The organism is Litorivivens sp. (assembly GCF_057445395.1).
Window position 1 is genome coordinate 22,700 of record NZ_JBVBUV010000001.1, and the last position, 24,532, is coordinate 47,231.

The 24,532-nt window shown below is 53.7% G+C and carries 20 protein-coding genes; 11 read left to right on the plus strand and 9 right to left on the minus strand.

Translation table 11 applies throughout. The features are described from left to right. Positions 1 to 17: 17 nt before the first annotated feature. From AC222A_RS00090 to AC222A_RS00105, 4 genes are read left to right on the plus strand one after another with little or no spacing between them, the layout of a single operon-like run. A complete protein-coding gene (locus AC222A_RS00090) occupies positions 18 to 1,445 on the plus strand; it encodes an aldehyde dehydrogenase family protein (RefSeq protein ID WP_372747208.1) in 1,428 nt (475 codons plus the stop codon). A 6-nt stretch (positions 1,446 to 1,451) separates the two neighbouring features. Next, a complete protein-coding gene (locus AC222A_RS00095; RefSeq protein WP_372747209.1) occupies positions 1,452 to 2,231 on the plus strand; it encodes a hypothetical protein in 780 nt (259 codons plus the stop codon). A 13-nt stretch (positions 2,232 to 2,244) separates the two neighbouring features. Next, the gene (locus tag AC222A_RS00100) at positions 2,245 to 2,724 is read left to right on the plus strand and encodes a hypothetical protein (protein ID WP_486774530.1); all 480 of its coding nucleotides are present in this window, start codon (positions 2,245 to 2,247) and stop codon (positions 2,722 to 2,724) included. A 12-nt stretch (positions 2,725 to 2,736) separates the two neighbouring features. Next, positions 2,737 to 4,620: an NAD(P)-binding protein gene (locus AC222A_RS00105; RefSeq protein ID WP_372747211.1), complete on the plus strand. Its 1,884-nt coding sequence runs from the start codon at positions 2,737 to 2,739 to the stop codon at positions 4,618 to 4,620. A gap of 115 nt (positions 4,621 to 4,735) precedes the next feature. Here the strand turns inward: AC222A_RS00105 and AC222A_RS00110 are convergent, their stop codons facing one another. Beyond that, positions 4,736 to 5,221, minus strand: a complete 486-nt coding sequence (locus AC222A_RS00110) for an Lrp/AsnC ligand binding domain-containing protein (RefSeq protein ID WP_372747212.1) — start codon at positions 5,219 to 5,221, stop codon at positions 4,736 to 4,738. A gap of 142 nt (positions 5,222 to 5,363) precedes the next feature. Here AC222A_RS00110 and ald point away from each other — a divergent pair, with 142 nt between their 5' ends. Next, positions 5,364 to 6,467 carry an alanine dehydrogenase gene (ald, locus tag AC222A_RS00115; protein ID WP_372747213.1) on the plus strand — a complete coding sequence of 368 codons (1,104 nt, stop codon included), beginning with the start codon at positions 5,364 to 5,366 and terminating at the stop codon, positions 6,465 to 6,467. A gap of 73 nt (positions 6,468 to 6,540) precedes the next feature. On the opposite strand, the gene AC222A_RS00120 is transcribed toward ald, so the two are convergent. The 3 genes from AC222A_RS00120 to AC222A_RS00130 all read right to left on the minus strand — a co-directional run bounded on the left by AC222A_RS00120 (position 6,541) and on the right by AC222A_RS00130 (position 10,277). Then, positions 6,541 to 8,028, minus strand: a complete 1,488-nt coding sequence (locus tag AC222A_RS00120) for an aldehyde dehydrogenase (RefSeq protein ID WP_372747214.1) — start codon at positions 8,026 to 8,028, stop codon at positions 6,541 to 6,543. 30 nt (positions 8,029 to 8,058) lie between these two features. Beyond that, entirely contained in the window at positions 8,059 to 9,447 is a 1,389-nt protein-coding gene (locus AC222A_RS00125) for an aspartate aminotransferase family protein (RefSeq protein WP_372747215.1), read from the minus strand. Between the two features lie 110 nt (positions 9,448 to 9,557). Further along, positions 9,558 to 10,277: a GntR family transcriptional regulator gene (locus tag AC222A_RS00130; RefSeq protein ID WP_372747216.1), complete on the minus strand. Its 720-nt coding sequence runs from the start codon at positions 10,275 to 10,277 to the stop codon at positions 9,558 to 9,560. A 64-nt stretch (positions 10,278 to 10,341) separates the two neighbouring features. Here AC222A_RS00130 and AC222A_RS00135 point away from each other — a divergent pair, with 64 nt between their 5' ends. From AC222A_RS00135 to AC222A_RS00155, 5 genes are all read left to right on the plus strand, one after another. Continuing rightward, complete coding sequence (locus AC222A_RS00135; RefSeq protein WP_372747217.1) at positions 10,342 to 11,694, plus strand: glutamine synthetase family protein; 1,353 nt, start codon at positions 10,342 to 10,344, stop codon at positions 11,692 to 11,694. A 10-nt stretch (positions 11,695 to 11,704) separates the two neighbouring features. Next, positions 11,705 to 12,466 (plus strand): glutamine amidotransferase-related protein, encoded by a 762-nt coding sequence (locus tag AC222A_RS00140; protein ID WP_372747218.1) that lies wholly within the window; start codon positions 11,705 to 11,707, stop codon positions 12,464 to 12,466. Next, positions 12,463 to 13,926 carry an NAD-dependent succinate-semialdehyde dehydrogenase gene (locus tag AC222A_RS00145; protein ID WP_372782791.1) on the plus strand — a complete coding sequence of 488 codons (1,464 nt, stop codon included), beginning with the start codon at positions 12,463 to 12,465 and terminating at the stop codon, positions 13,924 to 13,926. Before AC222A_RS00140 ends, AC222A_RS00145 begins: the two co-directional genes overlap by 4 nt. Then, positions 13,923 to 15,212, plus strand: a complete 1,290-nt coding sequence (gabT, locus tag AC222A_RS00150; protein ID WP_372747220.1) for a 4-aminobutyrate--2-oxoglutarate transaminase — start codon at positions 13,923 to 13,925, stop codon at positions 15,210 to 15,212. Before AC222A_RS00145 ends, gabT begins: the two co-directional genes overlap by 4 nt. A gap of 61 nt (positions 15,213 to 15,273) precedes the next feature. Then, positions 15,274 to 15,672, plus strand: a complete 399-nt coding sequence (locus AC222A_RS00155; RefSeq protein ID WP_372809272.1) for an MATE family efflux transporter — start codon at positions 15,274 to 15,276, stop codon at positions 15,670 to 15,672. An 818-nt stretch (positions 15,673 to 16,490) separates the two neighbouring features. Here AC222A_RS00155 and AC222A_RS00160 read toward each other — a convergent pair. The 5 genes from AC222A_RS00160 to AC222A_RS00180 all read right to left on the minus strand — a co-directional run bounded on the left by AC222A_RS00160 (position 16,491) and on the right by AC222A_RS00180 (position 23,866). Then, positions 16,491 to 17,909 (minus strand): MBL fold metallo-hydrolase RNA specificity domain-containing protein, encoded by a 1,419-nt coding sequence (locus tag AC222A_RS00160; protein ID WP_486774531.1) that lies wholly within the window; start codon positions 17,907 to 17,909, stop codon positions 16,491 to 16,493. A gap of 109 nt (positions 17,910 to 18,018) precedes the next feature. Next, positions 18,019 to 20,412: a phosphoketolase family protein gene (locus tag AC222A_RS00165; RefSeq protein WP_372764419.1), complete on the minus strand. Its 2,394-nt coding sequence runs from the start codon at positions 20,410 to 20,412 to the stop codon at positions 18,019 to 18,021. After that, positions 20,405 to 21,652, minus strand: a complete 1,248-nt coding sequence (locus AC222A_RS00170; RefSeq protein ID WP_372764418.1) for an acetate/propionate family kinase — start codon at positions 21,650 to 21,652, stop codon at positions 20,405 to 20,407. The genes AC222A_RS00165 and AC222A_RS00170 overlap by 8 nt, the downstream gene beginning before the upstream one ends. Before the next feature lie 194 nt (positions 21,653 to 21,846). Beyond that, complete coding sequence (gene fnr / locus AC222A_RS00175) at positions 21,847 to 22,632, minus strand: fumarate/nitrate reduction transcriptional regulator Fnr (protein ID WP_372758371.1); 786 nt, start codon at positions 22,630 to 22,632, stop codon at positions 21,847 to 21,849. Positions 22,633 to 22,681: 49 nt separating this feature from the next. Continuing rightward, a complete protein-coding gene (locus AC222A_RS00180) occupies positions 22,682 to 23,866 on the minus strand; it encodes an oxygen-independent coproporphyrinogen III oxidase (protein WP_486774532.1) in 1,185 nt (394 codons plus the stop codon). Between the two features lie 305 nt (positions 23,867 to 24,171). Between AC222A_RS00180 and AC222A_RS00185 the strand changes: the two genes are divergently transcribed. Next, complete coding sequence (locus tag AC222A_RS00185) at positions 24,172 to 24,375, plus strand: hypothetical protein (protein WP_372748321.1); 204 nt, start codon at positions 24,172 to 24,174, stop codon at positions 24,373 to 24,375. Positions 24,376 to 24,532 lie beyond the last annotated feature (157 nt).

Genomic DNA, 24,532 nt, shown 5'->3' on the forward strand with positions numbered 1-24,532 from the left:
TAGCAGGAGCTGAAATCATGATTAATTTTGACAGCGATTATGCAATGACCATCGATGGCAAAGCGGTGTTCACCGACAAGACCCATCCGGTCTACAACCCAGCGACCAAGGCGGTGATCGCCGGTGTGCCCGATTGTTCCCAAGCGCAGCTGGATGAGGCCGTTGCCAGCTCCCGTCGTGCATTTGGCGCTTGGAGTAAAACACCCCTGGCGGAGCGGCAGGAAAAAGTCGCTGCACTTGGCGATTTGATCGAGGCCAACGCCGAAGCGTTTATGGCCTTGCTGACTCGCGAACAGGGCAAGCCGCGGGCAGGTGCCGAGTGGGAGGTGTTTGGTTCTGCTGCCTGGTTGAAAGAAATTGCCACCCAGTCGCTGGAAGACGAAGTGTTGGAAGACAGCGCCGAGCGCAGGGTGGTTACCCGTTATACCCCGCTGGGTGTGGTTGGCGCCATCGTGCCCTGGAACTTTCCGCTGTTACTTGCGGTTTGGAAAATTGCGCCGGCACTGGTGGCAGGTTGTACCGTGGTATTAAAGCCGTCCCCGTATACACCGCTATGCGATTTGAAGTTTGTCGAGTTGGCGCAGCAGATTTTACCACCCGGGGTGGTGAATTGTGTAACAGGTGACGATGAGTTGGGTAAATGGATGACGGCGCACCCGGACATCAACAAGATCGCATTTACCGGTTCCACCGCAACAGGACGCCACGTGGCGCGCTCGGCGGCGGACACCATCAAGCGTGTAACACTCGAGCTTGGTGGCAACGACCCGGCTATTGTCTTGCCCGACGTTGATCCGGAGGTGGTCGCCGAGCAACTCTTTTGGGCCTCGTTCCAGAACAATGCGCAGTTTTGCAACGCGACCAAGCGTGTGTACATTCACGAAGAAATCTACGATCAGGTTCGCGACGCGATGGTCAGGTTCATTGAGGCCAACGTAAAGGTGGGTGATGGCGCCGAGGAAGATACCACGCTTGGTCCCATCCAGAATTCAATGCAATACGAAAAAGTGCAGGATTATTTCGAGGATTGTCGGAAAAACGGCTTCAAGTTTGCTGTGGGTGGCGAGATCGACACTAACGCGCCGGGTTGGTTTGTACCCGTAACATTGGTGGACAATCCCCCGGAAGATTCTCGGATCGTCACCGAAGAACCGTTTGGTCCTATCCTGCCGTTGTTGAAATGGTCAGACGAAGCAGATGTGGTCGCTCGTGCAAACGATACTATCTACGGCCTGGGTGCGTCGGTCTGGGGCAAGGACCTGGACGCGGTGCAGCGCATCGGTGCGCAGCTTGAGGCGGGTACCGTTTGGTTGAACGAAATTCACGAATATTCACCGCATCAGGCTTTCGGAGGCCACAAGCAGTCTGGCCTCGGTTGTGAGAATTCTCTGCACGGGTTGATGGAATACACCAACTGGCAAACCACGACTCTTAAAAAACAGTAGTGGTTGATGATGTCCGATACGGTTGGTTCAGCGGGAGTGTTGCCGGCGGGAATTGACGACAGCATCTTTCGGTTTGGCTTCTGGATGGTGGTGGTCACATGTGTGTCGGGTGTGATCGCGCCATTCTTTCCCACCAGCGCTCCCGGCGGTTATGACACTGGTCACGCTGAATCTGTGCTTTGGTTGAGCGAGCATGGCGGAGCTTTCATTGCAGCCTGGTCGACTCAAATAGTCGGGATGCTGTCCCTCTCCGGGATATTTATGGTACTGGCCTGGCAGGTTTTGCGAGAGTGCCCGCTCCGTGCGGTAGCAGCCGCGATGGCAGTCCTGGTTGCGACGATTGCCTTTATCATTCCCAAGTTCATGGCAATCTGGGCGGTGCCGCAGATGGCCGACGCGGTGATAAATGCAGAGGCCACTGCTGATATGGCCGATTCGCTGCTGTTGATGTTGAACGTTTCAATTCCGTTTTCCTTGTTCAAGTCTCTCGATTATCTCGGCTTCTGGATGTACGCGCTGTGTGCGCTGTTGCTCGCATTGCCACTGGTAAATCAGGCGGGTATAGACTTGAGTACAAAAATAACCGGCGTTGCGATGGCGGTATACGGGTTGGCGTTCCATGCGCTGATACTATTCTGGATTCTAGGGGCAATTCCCGCGGCCCAAATGCGGACCATCGGAGCGCCAGTGTTCGGGGTAATGCTGATTGCGGTTGTTGCTGCGGCATTCAATTTTCGCAAGCGTATCGAGCAGCTGACCACCCACAATCAAGAATCTACGAATTAAGAGGAACATAGTGATGGAGCACCGAGCAGAGTTTCTAAAGCTGTTTGAATATGAAGTGCAGAATAGACTGATGGCGTACAACGGCAATTTGGGCATGGTTAAAAGGAAGCTCGAGCCAGAAGTATTACGTTGGTATCAGTCCTACCTTGCATTCGAAACGTTGAATCAGGAGCGGTACACACCCGTTGCAGAAAAATTCGGCATCAGCACTGCGCCAAATTTCAAAACCAAAATGGAAGTATTTGTAGGCGCGCTGGTGTTGCGAATATTGTCTGAGCTTTCGGTCTTAAGGTATATGTGCAAGGAAACGGAAGCCTACGTTGCTGACCTGGAGCGACTCAGGGATATTGCGCCCGAAGAAGACAGGGAGTTCTTCGATTACGTTGTTGCGCAGGAAGTGATGCAGGTGGAGACCTTGAAATTACGTCTTGAAGGTAATCCCCAAAAAGCAACTGAAGTCATAGATAAATTTGTGGCTCAATACCGAAGTTAACGGGGTAGTATTATGAGTCGCCACATTAAGCGTAGGGACTTTCTTGACGGCGCTATGCTCGCGCTTGCCGCTGGTGCTGCGATGTCACCGCGAGAATTGCTGTCGCTCGGCGCGCCCCATGGTTCCCCCCCAATAATAGACAGCAGCTATTATCCGCCAACGCTGACCGGCATGCGCGGCAGTCATGACGGGTCTTTTGAAGTGGCCCACGCAATGGCGTGGCGTGGTGAGAAGCCGTCGAAATACACGAGCTTAGACGAGGAGTACGACCTTATCGTTGTCGGTGCCGGCATCTCGGGCTTGGCCGCGGCCTATCTGTATCGCAAGCAACACGGGCCCGAAAGTCGAATATTGATACTCGATAATCATGACGATTTTGGCGGCCATGCCAAGCGCAATGAATTTCATATCGATGGGCGCATGTTGCTAGGTGCAGGTGGAAGTCAAAATCTGGAGACCCTGAATTTTAGCGATGACGTCAATGCCTTCATTGACGAAATTGGTGTGGACATAAAAAAGCTCGGTGCGGCATGTGAAAACGATTTCGTTCTTCACACACTCCACTCGGAACATGGGGTCTTTCTCGGCAAGGAACACTTCGGGAAATCCAGATCTGTCTTAGGTAATTGGTGGGGCGTGTGGCTGGGTTTGGGCGACTGGCGCCAGATGGTGCAATCTCTCCAGTTGCCGGACGAGCAACAGCAGCGGCTAATTGCGTTGATAGCGGGTGAGAAAGATCTAACCGAAGAATTGTCGCTGTTGGAAACCAAGCGTTACATCGAAGCGACCTCGTACATGGAATTCCTTACCAGTCGAGCGGGGTTGACGCCGGAAACGGCGACATTGTTTGAGCCCTTCATAAAGCTCTTTTGGGGCCTGGGTGCAGAATGCCCTTCGGTATCCGAAGCGCTCTTGCTTGGCATGCCGGGGGCCAGGAGCCTTGGGCTGGTGGGTAAACTCTTTACCAGGGTTTTTGGATATGTGAGCTCGAAGGTGTCCTTTCCCATGTTTCCTGACGGAAATGCCTCGATCCCGCGGCTGCTGGTTCGTCATCTTATTCCAAACGTCGCGCCCGGCAATACCATGGACGACATCGTCACTGCACGTTTTGATTATAGTCAGCTCGACCGATCTGATGCGCCTGTCCGCCTGAGGCTAAATAGCACCGCCGTTAACGTGGTGAATTCCAAGGACGGTGTGGAGGTTTCCTATGTGCAGGACGGGAACGCGCTTACCGTGTCGGCCAGGCACTGCATTCTGGCTTGCTATAACGGTATTATTCCGCACCTGTGCCCGGAAATGCCCGAAGCGCAAAAAGAGCACCTCAGGTACGGCGTCAAAATTCCATTGGTCATGGTTAATGTGCTGTTGCGGAGAAGTGCTGCGATACAGGCTATGGGTCCAGCGCAGTATACCTGTCCAGGTAGCTATTTCGTGTCGGTGATGAAATCTGCACCAGTAAGCCTCGGTGACTATAACGGCAAGACTGATGAGAATGATCCGATGGTGCTGTGGATGGGGCATACACCGTCGCCACGCATCGCTGATGGACAGTCTGCCCGGGATGCCTACCGCCTTGGCCGATACAAACTTTACAGCACGCCGTTTGCGACTTTTGAGAGCGAGATCAAAAAACAACTCACCGAGATGTTTGGCGAACAGGGCTTTGACGCAGAACGCGATATTGCAGCGATTACGGTCAATCGCTGGTCGCACGGCTATACCTATGATTATCTGGATCGTTACGATCCGCAATGGGAGGAAGGTCAGGCACCCCATGAACTCGGTCGCGCACCGATCGGGCGAATCAGCATCGCCAACAGCGACTCCGAGGCTCAGGCATACGTGCACAGCGCGATCGATGCAGCTTATCGTGCGGTGGCTGAACTGGGGTAAAGGTGCCCTGGCTTGTCTCCTGCAATTTCCCTAAGCCAGCGACATCTCCAGGGAAACGTTGCAATTCCGACATCGATCAGCGAGGGCTTTTATCGGTAAAGCCCTCGGTAACAATTTAATTTTGCATCGCCCGCTCAATAGAGATCACGGGCGTGTCTTTGACTTCTTCCATGACGACGTAAGTTGTTGATTCCAGTACGCCGGGCAAGGTTAGCAGGGTGTCGCCGAGAAAATCGCGGTACTCTCGCATGTCTGCAACCCGTGCTTTGATCAGGTAGTCGAAATTGCCCGATACCAGAAAGCATTCCTGAACCTGGGGCAGCCGCGCAGCGGCTTTACTGAACTCGCGAAAGATATTGCGAGATTTTCGGTCGAGACGGATTTGTACCAACACCACCAGTCCTGCATTCAGCACTTCTGGGTCCACCTGAGCGTGGTAGCCGCGAATAACGCCCAGCCTCTCTAGCTTTTTGACGCGCTCCATACACGGCGAGGTACTCAGGCCCACCTCCTCAGCTAGTGCGGAATAGGTCATCCGCCCGTTTTCCTGCAGAACACGAAGAATATTAAGATCGATTGTCGATAGTTTATTTTCTGCCATATCGTCATTTTACGATAAAAAATGCTGCTTAAGTAAAAATATAAATTATATAACCTGATAAACATGAATATTAAAGAATATATTCTGTGGCAAATGTGTAGAGTTTTCACTTATGTCAAGGGTCTGAGTTAGGTGAAAAATCATGCGTATAGGTGTCCCCAGGGAAATCAAAAATCACGAGTATCGTGTCGGTCTGAGCCCAGCTAGCGTTCGCGAGCTCACGGAGCTCAATCACGAAGTCACGGTGGAAGCGGGTGCTGGTGCCGGAATCGGATTTGGTGATGAGCAGTACCGCGCTGCTGGCGCACGCGTCGTGTCTGACAATATTGCAGTGTTTGACGCTGCCGAATTGATCGTTAAGGTGAAGGAGCCACAGCCAGAGGAGTGCAGGTTGCTACGCGATGGCCACACGCTTTTCACCTATCTGCATCTAGCAGCAGATCGTGCACTCACTGAAAATCTATTGGCCAGTGGTGCCACCTGTATCGCGTATGAAACAGTGACCGATGATATTGGTCGCCTGCCCTTGTTAGCGCCAATGTCAGAAGTGGCGGGGCGCATGGCGGTGCAGGAAGGGGCGCATTGTCTGGAAATCGCACGAGGCGGTTCAGGCGTGCTGCTGGGCGGTGTTCCGGGCGTTCCCCCTGCCAATGTATTGGTGCTCGGCGGCGGGGTGGTTGGTTTGAATGCCGCGCGGATGGCCATCGGCATGGGCGCGAATGTCACCATGCTTGATCGTAACCTTGACCGACTCCGATACATCGACGATCTGTGGACTGATCGCATCACTACGGTATATTCCACCACACAAGGTATTGAGCACTACCTTGGGTTGGCTGATCTCGTGATTGGTGCGGTGTTGTTGCCCGGTGCAGCAGCGCCCAAGTTGGTGACGCGCGAAATGTTGCAGCTAATGAAGAAGGGCTCGGTGCTGGTCGATGTGGCTATTGATCAGGGCGGTTGCTTTGAAACCAGTACGCCCACCACGCATGAAGACCCCATCTATACCGTTGACGGTATCGTTCATTACTGTGTCGCCAATATGCCCGGAGGGGTGGCGCGAACGTCCACGCTTGCGCTGACCAACGCGACCTTGCCATACGTAATCCGACTGGCAAACGACGGTGTGTTGGACACGTTGAAAAAAGATAAGCACATACGTAACGGCCTCAACATCATCGATAAACAACTGACGTGTAAAGCGGTGGCTGACGGACTGAATTTGCCATTTGTTGCGTTTGAGTAGATATCGAGGCTGCAACAGACATAATCGTTGAAATGCTTGTCATCATGTCAGTCGTGTGGCCGCGTTTGCGGCCCTACAATCTGATCAACACATTTTTCAGGTCGGTATATTTGTCGAGTGCATGCAATGATTTGTCGCGACCGTTACCGGAAGCTTTGACGCCGCCGAAGGGCACTGTAGTATCGCCTTCGCCCCAGGTGTTGACCCAAACCATGCCGCATTGCAGTTTGTCGCTGACTCGATGCGCTCGGGACAGGTTGCCGGTCCAGACGGCGGCGCCGAGCCCGTAAGCGCTATCATTGGCTAGTGCGATAGCTTCCTCTTCTGTTTCAAACTCGCCCACCGCGAGCACTGGACCAAAGATCTCATCTTTGACGAAGGTCATATCGTTGGTCGCGTCGGATACGATGGTTGGGGTTGCATAAAAGCCATTGCCTGGAAGGTAATCGGATGCTCCGCCCATCAGCAAGTTGCCACCTTCATTTCGCGCTGACTCGATATAGCGTTCTACTGTTGCCAATTGCGCGCGATCAACCATCGGTCCCATGGTGGTGCTCGGATTTAAGGGATCCCCGGGTTGGAAATGCTCGGCAGCTTTCAGCAGGGCTTCCAAAAACGGTGCTTTAATCTTCTTCTCAACATACACGCGCGAGCAGGCGATACACACCTCACCCTGGTTTGAAAAGATTGCGGCAGCTGCACTTGTGGCAGCAGCTTCGATGTCGGTGCAGTCTGCAAATATTAAATTGGGTGACTTGCCACCGGCCTCAAGCCAGACTCGCTTCATATTGGATTGGCCTGCGTACTGCATGAGCAGTGCCGCGACTGCAGTCGAGCCGGTAAAGGCAAGCACTTGCACGTCTTTGTGTAATGCGAGGGCTTTTCCGGCCGTCTGCCCCGAGCCGGGCACAACATTTAACACGCCGGCTGGGATGCCTGCTTCGGAGGCTAATTGTGCGAGTCGGATAGCGCTCAGCGACGCTTTTTCCGACGGTTTTAGGACGACGCTGTTACCCGCGGCCAATGCCGGTGCAATCTTCCAGGCGATCATCATCAGCGGGTAGTTCCATGGTGTGATCGCACCGACCACGCCGACGGGTTCACGCTTGATCAACGCCAGTGTGTCTGGACCGGTCGGGGCAATTTCGCCATACACCTTGTCGATGCATTCCGCGGTCCAGCGAAAGCAGTCGATGGTATCCGGTAGGTCAATCGACATCATTTCCGAGATGGGCTTGCCCATATCGAGCGTGTCGGTGAGGGCTAATTCCTCTTGATGCGCTTCAATCAAGTCTGCCAGTTTCAGCAATACCTGCTTGCGCTGTTTCGGTGCGGCATTTGACCACTCGCCGTTTTGAAAAGCAGTGCTCGCAGCTTGCACGGCCAGGTCGATATCCGTCTCGTCGCAGGCGGCGATGTCCGCGAGATGTTCCTCGGTCGCCGGATTGACACTCGGGAAATACTCACCACGTTGTGGTGGTTGGAACTTGCCGTTGATATACGCTTGACCGTTAAATGTGAGAGTGCGGCTGAGGTGCTGCCACTCGGCATAAGTCTTCATGGTTTGCGTCACTCGCTCGTAATCGGAATATTAGCCCGCGTTGACGTCTTTCATCGTCAGGTCCAGGCAGTGCTTGGCCTTGGTAACAAGCTCATCAACTTGCTCGTGTGTAATGATTAGCGGTGGTGACAACACCATGCGACTGCCCACGGCGCGCATAATCAAGCCATTGTTAAAACAGTGGTTTCGGCAGATCAGCCCGATGTTTACATCATCGCTGAACAGGGCCCTGGTCGATTTGTCTTTGACCAACGCAATGCCCGCCATCAGACCTAGCCCCTCGATGTGACCCACCAGCGGGTGGTTCGCCAATGTGTCCCGCAACTGCTTCTGAAAGTAGGGTCCGATGTCCGAAGCCACGTAATCGATAATGTTTTCGCTCTGCATGAGGCGGATATTCGCGGCTGCGACGGCGGCTGCGACGGGGTGGCCGGAATAGGTAAAGCCGTGTGCGTACTCGTCATCCCATTCCAGCAGCGCGTTGGCAATCCGGTCGCCTATTGCCACTGCCGCTATCGGTAGATAGCCGGAGGACAGGCCTTTGGCCATGGAGATGATATCCGGTTCAATGCCTAGCGTTTGGCTGCCAAACCAGCTACCGGTGCGGCCAAAGCCACAGATCACTTCATCGGCTGCCAACAGTACATCGTACTTTCTGCATATCCGCTGAATCTCGGTCCAGTAGTTTGCCGGTGGCACGATGACACCACCGGCGCCCTGCACGGGTTCCGCGATAAACGCAGCAACATTGTCCGGGCCGACGGCAAGAATGCGATCTTCCAGCGCCTGGGCACAGGCGAGTCCGAAATCTTCTGGAGATTGATCGCCACCTTCACCGTACCAGTAGGGCTGGCGGATATGCTCGATGCCCGGCAGCGTGGGCGCACCCTGCTTGTGCATCGCCGACATGCCGCCGAGGCTTGCGCCGCCGACGGTGCTGCCGTGGTAGGCGTTCTCTCTGCTGATGAGAATATGCTTGTAAGGTTTTCCCTGAATTTGCCAGTACTGACGGGTAGTGCGGATAATCGTGTCGATGGCTTCAGAGCCCGAATTGGCGAAAAACACGTGATTGAGATCGCCGGGGGTGACACTGGCTATCAAGGCCGCTAAATCCACCGCTGGTGTATGGGTGGTTTGAAAAAACGTGTTGTAGAAGGGGAGCTCGCCCAATTGCCGGGTGGCGGCATCAATCAATTCCTGGCGGCCGTAGCCCATATTCACGCACCACAGGCCGGCCATTCCATCGAGGATTTTATTACCCTCGGAATCCCAGACATAAACGCCTTCGCTGCGAGTGATAACGCGCGAGCCCAGACGATTCAATGCTCCGCTATTGCTGAAAGGGTGTATGTGATGAGCAGCGTCCATGGCTTGAATTTCTGCAGTGCTTGTCGATGGCGTCAATGTTGACTGGGTCATGGCTGCCCCTGTTGATTGGTTTGAGTCAGGCGATGAATAATGTGATCACAAAAAGAGGTTGTCAAGGAAAATGTGATCACAAAAGTGGTGATTAGGTCCTGTTTTCCTGCTCATGCATTGGTGTCCTGCCTCGACTGGATGACAAAGCTTTGCAATAAATGCGGGTCGGCAGCGAACGCCAGTCCGTCGCGTATATCGCTGGTAATCGCCATTTTTAGAGCGTAGGCATCGCTTTTCGCGATAGCAGAGAGTGCTTCCTTGTGGCGGTCTGCGATGTAGTGATCGGCCAGATTTGCCATAGCCAATCGCATAAACGGTCCAAGCTGTAGCCACAAACTCTCTATCAGTGGCTGGGTAATATCATGGGGGTTTGCCAGGTATAGCGTACGGTGAAATTGCTGATTGAGCTGGGTTATTTTGATGAGGTCTCCTTCGGCCTGCGCTTCATCGATCCTTGCATCCAGCTCGGTTAGGTCGTCGAATCTGCGACTGTCAATATAGGGCATCGCGCGCGCCGCGGCGTGCGTCTCAAGTGCAATGCGGGCTTCACACAATTCGGCGAATTTCATCGCGCTCATCTCGGGCACGATAACCCGGCGGTTGCCCAGCAGTTCGAGGGCATTTTCTGCGGCGAGAAGGCGCAAGGCTTCTCGAACCGGCATGGCGCTGACGTCGAGTAGTGCAGCCAACTCCCTGATGGTGAGCGCGCGACCGGGGAGCACAGTGCCGTTCATCACGGCATCTCGCAGGGTTCGATATACCCACTGCGTCACTGTCTCCGTCTGATCGCGCGGGTCAGGGATGATGTTGAGCGGCGATTTCTTGTCCATTGACTTTACCCGGATAAATGTGATCACATTATAGCTGAATTTTACGCGACTTGTAGATGAATATATGGCCGTTGAAAAAGAAAACGAGATCGATGTCTTCGTTACCGATCTGAACGGTAACCTCAGAGGCAAGAGGCTGCCAGCGGGCAGCGGCGACAAGTTGGCTGTCGATGGTGTGAAAATGCCGCGTTCGGTGTTGGGTGTCGATTTCTGGGGTAGCGACGTTATTGATAATGGCTTGGTCTTCGAAACCGGGGACAGCGATGGCATCTGTCTGCCGGTAACGGACCAGCCAGTGCCAGCGCCGTGGCTGGAACCTCCCCGTCAGCAGGTGCTGGCGACGATGTTTAACGCCGATAGCACGCCGTTCCTGGCCGATCCGCGGCAGGTACTGAATCACGTGGTTGCGCAATATCACGCTCGCGGTATGTATCCAGTGGTGGCGTTGGAACTCGAGTTTTATTTACTGGATGGAAGTTCAGAGACGACGCAGCGCCCGAAGCCCCCGGTATTGACTGATGGACACGGGCGTCAGGTCTCAGAAATTGATGGTTATTCCATGGATGAACTCGATGCGCTGGCGCCGTTTTTTGCGGAGGTGCGTGAAGCCTGCAAGCAGCAGGGCATATCCACACAAACCATCATTTCCGAATTCGGACCCGGACAGTACGAAATCGATCTCGAGCACGGGGATGACCCCTTGCGTGTTGCAGATCACGCGGTGATGTTTAAGCGCCTGGTCAAAGGGGTCGCCCGCAAGCACGGTCACGCAGCAACGTTTATGGCCAAACCTTATACAGAGCACAGCGGTAATGGCATGCATGTACATTTCAGTTTATTGGATGGCGACGGCAGCAATGTATTTGATGATGGTAGTGATCACGGCAGCGGCCTGCTGCAGCAGGCGATTGCCGGACTGATCGATACCATGGCCGACAGCATGCTGATACTTGCGCCGCATCAAAATTCCTACCGCCGCTTCATGCCGGGTTCGCACGCACCGACGTTGGCTTGTTGGGGATACGAAAATAGAACCGTCGCGATTCGTGTGCCGGACAGCCCGCATGCCGCGCGCCGTATCGAGCATCGCGTTGCCGGTGCCGACGCCAACCCTTACCTTGCGCTCGCCACGGTCTTGGAGGGGGCCTTGCATGGCATTGACAACAAACTGCAACCACCCGCTGCGACAGAAGGCGATGCCAATGATCTTGATAATCGGCAGCCTGGCACCACCGGTCCCGCGTTGCCGCGTAACTGGACTGACGCGATACACAATTTCACCAACTGCAGCGTACACGTTAATTATCTTGGCGATACCTTTGTCAAAGTGTTTTCTGCCGTTAAACAGCAGGAATTCGAAAAGATGCAGCGATGGATTCCAGATATCGAGTACGACACCTATCTCGGCCAGTTGTGAGGCGAAGCCTGTGGCAATCACAACGCTAAAGGTTGGAATTCTGGCGGCTGGGATTACCCCAGATGAGTTGCGTGACGAGTACGGCAGCTATGCCGACATGTTCATTGAGCTGTTTAATCGTGCTGGTGAGACGTTTGCCTACGAAGTGTTTGATGTGCGGGATGATTGTTTCCCCGACAGCGTTCAGCAATGTGATGCCTGGCTAATCACGGGTTCAAAATTCAGTGTGTACGACGGTTTTCAGTGGATAGATCGACTCAAGCAATTTGTGCGTGATGTTTACGCGGAGGGACGACCACTATTGGGTATTTGCTTTGGCCATCAGATTATTGCTGAGGCGCTTGGTGGGCGGGTTGAAAAGTATAGCGATGGTTGGGGAGTTGGGTTGCAACGGTATCAGGTGGTTGCGGCACACAAGCTTGCTGGCACGCAGCTAAAAGAATTCACTTTGAATGCGATGCATCAGGATCAGGTGGTCAATCTGCCTGAGCAAGCCTGTGTGTTGGCGAGTTCGACATTTTGCAAATATGCCGCGCTCGCCTACGGGGATGCGGTGCTGACCCTTCAGGCGCATCCGGAATTTACCTCAAAGTTTGAACGAGAGTTGGTGAGTCTGCGTAAAGGCGTGGTTATTCCGGAGGACGTTGCAGACCGGGGATTGAGTTCGCTCATTGACAGCACTATAGAGCGTGACGAAGAGCCGGTAGTGCGGTGGATGACGACATTTCTTAAGCAGGTTAACAACGAAAAGCATCAGGCTGATATAACATGAGTTTACAGTTGGCGGACAGATCACTTTTGCGCACGCAGGCCTATATTGACGGTGGGTGGTGTGATGCGGATGACGCTAGTACACGCCCGGTAAAAGATCCCGCGACCGGTAACGTGATTGCAGAGGTCGCTGCCTGCGGGCAGACGGAAACCCGGCGGGCGATTGACGCTGCAAGCGCGGCGCTGCCTGCTTGGCAGGCGCTCACAGCAAAAGCACGCGGTGGACTGCTGCGTAGCTGGTTCGATCTGGTCATGGACAATCAGCAGGACCTGGCCAAAATTCTTACCGCAGAGCAGGGCAAGCCGCTGTCCGAGGCGGCTGGCGAAATCGCCTACGGTGCCAATTATATCGAGTGGTTCGCCGAGGAAGCCAAGCGGGTGTATGGCGATACTATTCCGGGACCTGCGGCAGATAAGCGCATTGTCTGCGTCAAACAACCCGTCGGTGTGGTGGCTTGCATCACGCCCTGGAACTTTCCCAACGCCATGCTCACCCGCAAAATTGCGCCGGCTCTGGCGGCCGGTTGTACCGTGGTGTGCAAACCCGCCAACGAGACGCCGTTCTCGGCCCTTGCTCTGGCGGAACTGGCAGAGCGCGCCGGGATACCCGCGGGCGTCATTAATATACTGGCGGGTAATACTCAGGCCATAGGCGCTGAACTCACCGCCAACCCCATTGTGCGCAAGCTGAGCTTTACCGGATCCACCGAGGTTGGCAAAAAACTGATCGCTGATTGCGCCGGTACCGTGAAACGCACCTCGATGGAATTGGGTGGCAACGCACCGTTTATCGTATTCGACGATGCTGATCTCGATGCCGCGGTGCAGGGGGCTATGGTCAGCAAGTACCGCAATGCCGGTCAGACCTGTGTTTGTGCCAACCGCATATTGGTCCAGACGGGTGTCCATGATGTGTTTGTTGAGAAGTTGCGGGCCGCGGTCGCAGAGTTACGCGTCGGCGACGGTACCGAAGAGGGGATTGCCATCGGACCGTTGATCAACGAGAGCGCTGCTGCGGATGTGCGGGGATTGATCGATGACGCGACATCACAGGGAGCCGAGGTATGCATTGGCGGCAATGTGGCGAGTAAGGGCGCGTGCTTTGTCGAGCCCACAATTCTGACCGGCGCGACCAACACCATGCGGGTGTTTCGTGAGGAAATCTTCGGGCCGGTGGCGCCGGTATTTCGGTTTGATACCGAAGAAGAAGCTATTGCGATGGCCAACGACACCGAAGTTGGTCTGGCCGCATACTTTTACTCACGCGACATCGGTCGCTGCTGGCGTGTGGGTGAAGCTCTGGAATACGGCATCGTGGGTATTAATGAAGGGCTGATCTCCAATGAGATGGCCCCCTTCGGTGGGGTCAAGGAATCCGGGCAGGGGCGCGAAGGCTCAAAATACGGTCTCGATGACTACCTGGAAATAAAATATATGTGCATGGGAGGCATCGACAAATGACGGTAAGCAACGCTGAGTGGCAGCAGCGCAAGGAAAATGCCATTGCGCGTGGACAGGGCAATGTTGCTCCGGTCTATATTGATCGTGCGGACAACGCCGAAATGTGGGATGTGGAAGGCAAGCGCTATATCGATTTCGGTACGGGCATTGCTGTGTGCAATACCGGGCACCTGCACCCGCGGGTCAAGGCGGCCGTGCTGTCCCAGCTTGAACGCTTCAGTCACACCTGCGTGATGGTGACCCCCTATGATTCCGCCGTATTGCTCGCCGAGCAGCTAAACCGTTTGGCGCCGGGCGATACACCGAAGAAATCTATTTTTGTCACCACCGGCGCCGAGGCTGTCGAAAACTGTGTCAAGATTGCCCGCGCTTACAACCGGCGGCGTGGTGTGATCGCCTTCAATGGTGGCTTTCACGGCCGTACCCAGTTGGCGATGGCGATGACCGGTAAGATCACCCCTTACAAGAACTTGTTTGGTCCGTTTCCCGGCGAGATTTTTCATGCACCATTTCCAATGGCGTATCACGGTATCTCAGTGCAGCAATCGTTGGCGGCTCTGGACACGCTGTTCAAAGTCGATATCGCGCCCGAAGACGTATCAGCGATTATCGTCGAGCCGGTGCAGGGCGAGGGCGGATTTTATCCGGCGCCGGACGAGTTCATGCAGGCGTTGCGCAGTTTATGCGACCAGCACGACATCGTTTTGATCGCCGATGAGATTCAAACCGGGTTTGCACGCACCGGCAAGTTCTTTGCCAGCGAATATTCAGGTATCGAGCCCGACCTGATGACCACGGCAAAGGGTATGGCCGGCGGGTTTCCGTTGGCGGCGGTGGTGGGCAAGGCCGATATTATGGATGGGGCTTTGCCGGGCGGCTTGGGGGGCACCTACGGCGGTTCACCCATCGGCTGTGCTGCCGCGCTGGCGGTTATCGAAACCATAGAACAAGAACAGCTAACGGCGGCTGCGAATCGAATCGCTGCGCGCTTCGGCGAGCTCTTGCGCGCACTGCAGGCGAAGCATCCCGATAGTATTGGCGAGGTGCGTTGCGACCGCGGAGCCATGATTGCGATTGAACTTGTGCAAGACGGCGATGCTACCAAGCCGGCGGTCGAGCTGACCAAAGCTATCGTCGCCGAAGCTTACCAACGCGGTTTAGTGCTGCTGAGCTGCGGGTACTACGGCAATGTGATTCGCTTCCTGCCTGCACTCACCATCGACGATGCGCTGATTGACGAAGGTCTTGCGATCTTTGCTGATGCCATGGACGCCTGCTCGCAGTAGCGTAAGTTCTGCTTCTGCCGGTGATCGTTGCGGCAAAGCCATATTCACTTTGAGATGACGCATGTCAGAAGCTGACCAAACCAGGCTGCATAGCGAATACGCTGTCGATGACCACGCGCTGAATGGCGCAATCATTCCGACATTCTTCAAGTATCTGTTGCCGTCGCTGCTGGGGTTGCTCGCTTTAACTTCGGCTTCGATTGTCGACGGGATTTTCATTGGCAACTATGTTGGTATCACGGCGCTCGCAGCCGTCAATCTGATTATTCCGGTAACTACGCTGCTATTTGGCGTAGCCCTAATGTTAATTATTGGCGGCAGTGTGCGTGGCGGCAAGTATCTGGGAGAAGGGAGTGCAGACAAGGCTTCGGCCATTTTTAGTAAAACAATTCTGGCAGTTGGTGCCTACGGCGTGGTTGTTGTCGCACTGGGAATTGCGTTTGAAGAGTTCGTAAAATAGAAAAATGTCACGTTTTAATATAGTTTTAAAGTAGTGCAATGGCCATAAAAAGCAAGCTTTGACAGATAGTTAGTGCAAATTAAGGTCTGTTGGAGAGCTTTGGTGAGTATTACTAGTATGCAGATACTTTTTGCTACGAACCAGGCGGCGTCCCGGGCGCGCCATACAAACAAAAAAGGCTCCACTCGCAAGAGTGGGGCCTTTTTTGTTTGCGAGGGGTGTTCGACCGAAAGAACGTCTCCGTTCGACAAACGCGGTAGTGTTTGGATCAAGCCGCGCAGCGGCGCAGCCCGCAGGGCATCAGCAGGCCTTAGCCTGTTGATGATCAATCGTCCTTTCGCCGTAGACGCCAATTTCAAGCCGAGACTCGCAAGAGTGGGGCCTTTTTTGTTTGTGAGGGGTGTTCGACCGAAAGAACGTCTCCGTTCGCCAAACGCGGTAGCGTTTGGATCAAGCGGCGCAGCCCGCCTTAGCCTGTTGATGATCAAGAGCCGTTGTAGCGTACCGAGATTGTCCTAAATCCTAAAAAAATCTGCCCTCGCGCTGCCAGTTATGGTCAGGTCGTCGTGTGGGAGAATTCTGCGTCATTAATGTAGATGGGATAAGAGACAATGAAGGGTGCATATGGCCGCCGCTGGGGCATACTTATTTCACTGCTACTGCTCAGCTTTGCGCTGACTGCCTGTAAAAGTTTTTCGTCCAGTTCTTCAAGTCCGCTAGCGGTAGGGGGTGGTTCACTGCGCATTCCGGCAGCCTGTTGAGGGTTTGTGGGATTCAAAGGCTCGCGAGGCTGCAATAAAACCGACTGCCGTTTACGCTCAAAAACTGACAGTTTCTCCCGGTCCTGGAATCTGTGGTTGCCAGCCCTCGCGTTTTACCAGTGCGGCCAAGGCGTTTTTTGCTTCGTCTTCACCGTGTACCAGAAAAAGTCTGGGCTTTTTGCCTTTGAAATGACGCAGCCAATCCACGAGCTGGCTTTGCCCGGCGTGGGCGGAAAAGCCGCCCAGCGTATGAATGGTGGCTCTCACGACAACCTCTTCGCCGGCGATCTTGAAATGCCTTGCGCCGTCGACCAGTGCGCGGCCCGGTGTACCAATGGCCTGAAAGCCCACGAAGATAACATGGGATTGCTGACGCCAGAGATTGTGTTTGAGGTGATGTCGTATCCGCCCGCCGTTACACATTCCGCTGCCGGCAATGATGATGGCGCCACGCTCCACTTGGTTCAGCGCCATCGATTCTTCGGTGGAGGTAGAGTAGCGAAGCACTGGCAGAAAAGTATGCAGGCTTTTTTGTTTCGTAGGGTGCGTTGAAGCCGTTGAGTCTATCGCGGCTTTGTCTTCAGTATTATAAATATCCTGATACCGGTGGTAGATTTCGGTGACCGCTATTGCCATTGGGCTGTCGAGGTATATGGCCATATGTCGAAGCTTGCCCTGTTGATAGAGCTCGCCTAGTCTGAAAATAATTTCCTGAGTGCGGCCCACCGCAAAAGAGGGGATGAGAATGTTCCCTCCATTGCGAGATGCCGTTTCGATGACGTCTTCAAACTCTTGCAGCGTGGTTTCCATTGAGCGATGGTCGCGGTTGCCGTAGGTGGATTCCAGTAGCAGTACATCCGCGGTATCAACCGTGTCCGGGTCGCGCAGCAAGGCGGCCTGAGAGTTGCCTAGGTCGCCTGAGAAAACCAGCTTCTTCTCAACGCCTCGCTCATTGATAAATAATTCGACTATCGCCGAGCCGAGTATATGCCCGGCATCAACAAAATTTACATCGACGCCGTCGGCGATGTGCGTGCGGTGGTGATAGGGAATGCCCTGGCAATGATCTAGAACTTCTTCCACATCATCGAGCCGATAGAGTGGCTCTATCGTCTCTTTTCCTGCGCGGCGTCGACGTTTATTTTCCCACTCCACATCGCGTTCCTGTAACGACGCTGCGTCTTTCAAAAGCACGTCGATTAAATCACAGGAAGGGCGAGTCATGTAGATCGGTCCTTCGAACCCTTGCGCCATCAGTAGCGGCAGTCGACCGGAGTGGTCCAAATGCGCATGGGATAACACGACGGCATCGATCCGGGAAGCGTCGAACGGCAGCGGCTTCCGGTTGGCGTCCTCCTCCTCGCGGCGGCCCTGAAAGAGCCCGCAGTCCAGCAGCAGGCAAGCATCATCGATTTCAAGCAGGTACATGGAGCCGGTTACGCCGGCTACGGCACCGTAGAATGTCAATTGAGCCATAACAACCTCCGTTTCATCCGCTGGTTTTCTGCTTTTCCACAGAAAACGATTGTCTTGTGAGGGTGCTGAATACAGCGCAATGCGCTGCCTTCGCGCCGCTGCGGTTTCGTTAAAAGGGCCAGACCCAGTCGTCGATTTGAGGCATGTCGGTGCCGTGGGTGTGCGCGTATTGGCGGCATGAAATCTGCTGATCCCGAAAGGCTTGCTTGGCATGCGCACCTGCGACATTCAGCCCTGGTACTCGGTTGATAACCTCGATAGCGAGACTAAACCTGTCTATACGGTTTTCTATGGCCAGTTCCAGAGGGGTGTTGATATTGCCCTGTTCAACATAACCCCTGACATGCAGGTTGCGGTGATTATTGCGCCGGTATGCAAGCCGGTGGATTAGCCACGGATAGCCGTGAAAATTAAAGATGACGGGCTTGTCTGCAGTGAATAGGCTGTCGAAATCACTATCGGAAAGCCCGTGCGGGTGTTCACTGTTCGGTGTTAAGCGAAACAAATCGACGACATTGATAAAGCGAATTTTCAGCGTAGGAAAGGTTTCGCGCAGCAGTGCCGTGGCAGCGAGTGCCTCTTTCGTTGGGATGTCACCACAGCCCACCATCACTACATCGGGTTCTTCCCCGGCGTCGTTGCTGGCCCATGTCCAGATACCCAGGCCTTTGGTGCAGTGTGCAATCGCGCTGTCGATATCCAGATATTGAATGTGTGCTTGCTTGTCGCAGACAATGACATTGATGTCGTTGTGGCTTCGCAGGCAGTGATCGGCTGTCGATAGCAGACAGTTTACATCCGGTGGTAGATAAATACGTGTAACCGCTGGGCTTTTGTTGACAACAAGATCGAGAAAACCTGGATCCTGATGGGTGAATCCATTGTGGTCCTGGCGCCACACAGTTGAGGTAATCAGTAAGTTTAGTGACGCTATAGGGGCTCGCCAAGATAGTTTTTCAGCAATCGCCAACCATTTTGCATGTTGATTAAACATCGAGTCTATAACGTGTACAAACGCTTCATACGTTGCGAAAAAGCCGTGCCGACCGGTTAATACATAGCCTTCTAACCATCCCTCTAACGTGTGCTCGGACAGCATTTCCAGAACCCGGCCATCGGGGCTCAATTCACCTCCATTGGCATCCTCGGGCAAGTACTCTGCTAGCCAGAGCTTCTTGCTGACCTCGTAAATAGCGTCGAGTTTATTGGAAGTGTTTTCGTCAGGACCGAATACGCGGAAATTACGGTTGTTCATCTGCATAATGTCGCGCAGCATGGCGCCGAGTGGGCGGGTATTCATTGCCGCCGAAGTTGCGGGCTTAGCCACGGTTGCCGCGTAGTCGCGAAAGTCTGGCATGCGCAGGTTACGTTTCAGCAGGCCACCGTTGGTATGTGGGTTGGCGCTCATGCGTCGCAGCCCTCGTGGCGCCAGTGCCCGCAATGCTGGGATCAGACTGCCGTTTTCATCGAACAATTCTTCCGGGCGGTAGCTGCGTAACCACTCCTCCAGAAGTTGCAGATGCTCGGGGTTTTGGTGCACCGTTTTTAGCGGTACTTGATGTGCACGCCAAAAACCTTCGATCTTGTTACCATCGACGGTTTTGGGGCCGGTCCATCCTTTGGGGGAGCGCAGCACAATCATTGGCCACACTTGGCGGCATGCGTTTCCCGCTTGGCGTGCGGTGCTTTGCAGCGCACGGATTTCGTTGATACAGGTTTCCATTGTTTCGGCCATGCTGCGATGCATTGCCATCGGCTCGTTACCTTCAACGAAATGTGGTTTCCAGCCGTAACCTTTGAAAAGTGCCTCAAGTTCTGCGTGGGGTATGCGTGATAGCAGCGTAGGATTGTTAATCTTGTAGCCGTTTAAATGCAGTATAGGTAGAACTGCGCCATCTCGTATTGGGTTGATGAATTTTCCTGAATGCCAGGAGGTAGCCAATGGGCCAGTTTCTGCTTCGCCGTCGCCAACTGCCGCCACACAAATCAAGTCCGGGTTATCAAATACAGCACCGGTCGCATGAGACAGGCTGTAGCCCAACTCTCCCCCTTCGTGAATAGACCCAGGCAACTCTGGCGTGCAGTGGCTGCCAATGCCGCCGGGAAATGAGAACTGCTTAAAAAGACGTTGCAGGCCTGTGCTGTCCTGACTGATATCCGGGTAGATCTCAGAGTACGTTTCCTCTAGATAAACGGGCGCAATTACACCAGGTGCACCATGTCCGGGGCCGGCCAGGAAAATTGCGTTTAGATCTAGCTTGCTGATCAACCGATTCATATGAACATACATAAATGACAGGCCCGGGCTGGCTCCCCAGTGTCCAAGCAAGCGTCGTTTAATATGCTCAACGCGCAACGGTTGCCTTAGCAATGGGTTGTCCTGTAGATAGATCATGCCGGCTGCCAGAAAATTACAAGCGCGCCAATAGGCGTCCAATGCCTTTAGTTCTTCTTCCGTCACCGTGCCATGGTACGAGGCACGCGCCGTTGTGACATTATTCATAGAGGTTTCCTTGACGTGTTTGGCAGACAGCATGTGGTAGCGCGGAGCTACCCTCGATTGCTGTTAGTACTTCTTTGGCAATCATGAGTTGTTCACAGGTTTTTGTAACAAATATACGGACCCTAGATTGGCTGCTGGCGATTTCCGGCGCTTCAAACGCCCTGAGCCGTACTTTCCGGTTCCTTGCATCGTCGATCTCGAGCCCGATAACCTGTAGCCGATCGCAGATGCGTTGCCGCATAGTGGCGGAGTTCTCGCCGATACCACCGGTAAAAACCACGGCGTCTATTCCTCCTAGAACTGCCGCAAAGGCCCCCAAGTATTTGCGTGCACTATAAGCATAGACCTCAATAGCAAGCTGCGCGTCGAGATTACCTTGAGCAGCCCATTGCTCAAGATTGCGCAAGTCCGGGCTGCCGCCAAGCGCTTTTAAACCGCTATCGGTGTAGAGCTGCTGTTCTATCGTGTTTATGTCCAGTCCGCATTGCCTGGATAGATAGCTGAATAGACCGGGGTCAACGTCCCCAGAGCGGGTGCCCATAGCCAATCCGGTTAAGGGAGACATCCCCATCGAAGTGTCCACGGATGTTCCATTTTCAATGGCGCACAGGCTCGATCCGTTGCCCAGATGGCAGCTGATAATGCGCAGATTTTCAATCGGCGACTGCCATGCTTGAGCGGTTCGCATCGCCACGTATTGGTGTGAGATGCCATGGAAGCCGTAACGCCTCGCTCCAGCTTTTCTCCAAGCCGAAGGGATGGCGTAGGTATATGCGGCTACCGGAAGGCTGTGATGGAATGCTGTATCGAAAACCGCTATTTGGGGCGCGCTTGGCCAGATCTTTTTGCTGGTGGTGATGCCAGCCAAATTGGCAGGATTGTGTAGTGGGGCCAGTGGAGTGCAAGATTGGATATACTGCAGAACTTCTGAATCGATTAGCGTTGCTTTTGTAAATCGCTCGCCGCCGTGAATTACCCTGTGTCCTATGGCATCAATTTGGCTATATCCCCATTCCTGCAACAGTGTTGGTACGCACTGGATCGCTTCTTCAATCGATGCCAGGGGTTCCGATCGTATTTGCTCATCACTATTTTCTCCACCGAGACGAAAGTGGAGTACACAGTGGCCGTCTTTGAAATTCTCAAATTCTGCTTTGACAAGGCGACAATCTTCGACGGCCATGTCAAACAAGGCGAATTTCAAGCTGGAGCTGCCAGCGTTCAAAGCGAGGATCTTCACTATATGCTGCCTTTTGTTTCGCCCCTGGCTACTTAGCCCGTTAGTCGCTGATAAACAGGCCGACCACAGGCGAGCGTCCGTTGGGGTGTGGTTGATAAGTTATAGTAAGTACAAAGCCGAGACGGTAGCTTGTTCTAGATCAAGAGAAGAACTGATTGGCGGTCGGGTCGTAACGGGTTTTGGATTTGAGCGGGTCAGGCTTTGTAGCGATTGACGCTGGCTACATGGCGTAGCCGGTCTAAGTCGAGCAGGGCCACTTCCTTGTTGTCCACGGTTAGCAGGCCGTTGTGGGAAAACCGGGTGAATAGTCGGCTTACCGTTTCCACCGTTAACCCCAGATAGTTGCCAATATCGGTGCGTGACATTGGTAGCCTAAAACGCGTCTCCGAGAGGTTCCTGCGTGCATTGCGAGCGGAGACACTAAGCAACAGCGCGGCAAGGCGTTGCTCGGAGCTACTCTTACTCAAGAGGGTTATCAGCTTCTGATCTTCGGTGATTTCCTGGCTCATCAGCTGGAAGAAATGACGTTGTAGACTGGGCAGCCGTGTACTTAGTTCACCAAGCTTTTCAAAGGGTATTTCGCACACACTGGTGGTTTCCAGAGCTGTAGCTGAGCTACAGAATCGTCCGCAACCAATGCCGTCCATGCCGATTATCTCACCGGGGAAAAAGAAACCATTGACCTGTTCCTGTCCATCATCAGTGATATGGTAGGTCTTGATGGCACCACTGCGAACCGCGTATACCGCGCTAAAATGGTCTTTTTCGCGGTACAGATGCTCTCCGCGTTGGAGTGGGTGTTTGCGCTCGATGATGTTGTCGAGGAGATCAACATCTTTAGAAGTTAGGGCAATGGGCAGGCAAATAGCACCTAACAGACAGTTTCGGCAGTGTTCAAAGCCGTCTTTGGCACAGCCCTCTCGAAGTGTGTCTTTGTCTGCGTCCTTGCTTGTATGTGTCATGGCCTTGTGCGCAACCATTGATTTTTACCGTCCAGTATAGCCGTTGAGTGACTTGGCGGGGCTTAATCTAATGATCGGTGAGGTATGCATCAAACGCCATACATACTTTCCGCAATAGTCGCTGCCCCTGGGTCGTAACTTGAAGAGTACTGCCATGTCTGGTGAGCAAACCATTCTCTTCTAGATTTTCAACTGCTTGATATTTATCGGAAAAGAACTCAAAAAATGGTACGCCGAACTCCTTGTAGACTGCATTTGTATCGACTGACAAGTTACAGATCAGAGACATAATAACGAAGCGTTGAACCAAATCGTTAGTGTTCAAGTAACGCCCTGTTACGACGGGCAGGATATCCTGCTCAAGACATCCATAATAGTGATGAACCGAGCTGGTATTTTGCACATAGCAGTCGGGTAGGCCGCTGATGGCGGAAACCCCCAGGCCTACCAAATCGGGGGCCAGGCTCAGGGTGTAACCCTGTAAATTACGCTGCAAGCGGCCTTCATTGCGGGCCACCGCTAGGTCGTCATCGGCGCGCACAAAGCATTCCATACCCAGATGTTCATAGCCCGCGTCATCCAAGCGGGCTATTAATTTGTTTTTCAGCATCGGTCTTTCACTGGTACCTAATCGAACATGATGATCAAAGACCAGCAGATTAGGTGGCTGTACATGGCTATCGCTAAAACAGTCATAGCTGATGCGATCAGGCGCCAGCTCGATCAGGGTGTCCAGCGTTGTATTGATACCGGACAGGGGTGATCCGGACTCCTCGACAGGCATGCTATAGGTCAGCGACCTGAAGCCGTGATCGCGCGCGGCTTCAGTCAGTTGAGCCAGGTGGTGGGCTTTCTGAGCAAGGTAGCTTCCTGACGACGAACCGGTTGTCGTTTTGGGAATACGAAAAACCAAACGGTTGAATCCGAGCCCTTTCAACAGCGCCAGCGTCTCTAAATTGACGGTGTCTGGGTTGATATCAACTGAATATTCGCGGTTGTCGAGCTCTATGAGGTTCAAGGAAGTGGAAAGCATGAGTACCAGATGAGTTAAGTCTGCATTGCCCAGTGTGGTCAACACGCTGCCGCCAACGTAAAACTGCGTAACAGGTCGCCGGGCGCCAAAGAGTGCAGCTTGCAGCCGAATTTCCCGTTGTAGGTGATCAAGGTAGGTGCGCGCGGGTGAAATATGTCGCGGATTTATCTGCGGCGTGTTTCCCGTGTGACTGACATCTTCCAGAAAAGGTATGTTCACATAAACCGATAGTGGTGCGATTGATGTTTGCTTTGTCGCGCGTATCGCCTGTCTAACATCTTCGTCGCAGAACCTCTCTGTAAAGTAGCGCGTTGACGGGTATGACCTATAGCTTGGTGTGAAACCGCCATGTTCGACTGCGCAACCTTCCGTGCCTCGTGTGTTCACTCTATTGCGTTTATCGATTTTAGGCGACACTGGTTTTTTCATCTTCTGCTCCCCTGCGCCCCTTAGAGATCGCGTTGCCGCGTCTAACTGACTGCCTCTTGCAAGGAATGTACTCGAAGGCAGCTCGGAGAGCGTTGTTGAGCGTTCATTGTGATGCCTTTAAGCCAACACAGAACTACCTAGTCTATGATGCACGCTGGGCTGAATCGAACATTGATCTGAGTCAAGATGGTCGACTCTTTCTTGCGTCTGGCTACAGGCTAGGAGGGTGTATTGGCGTTGGCGTTCGCTATGGTGTTGGTGATGGCGGCAACCGGCAAAAGCGGTTAATCAATATCTAGGTTTCGATAAATACCTCTGTTTCTTATCGCCGCGACCAAGCAGCAACATCCTATCGTGCATAGATCTGGCGATCCATGCACGGCAATAAATCTGTGCAGCCTCCAGTTATCCGTGCTTTTGTTGATACGGATCAAGGTCTCCCCGGCAACAACGCAG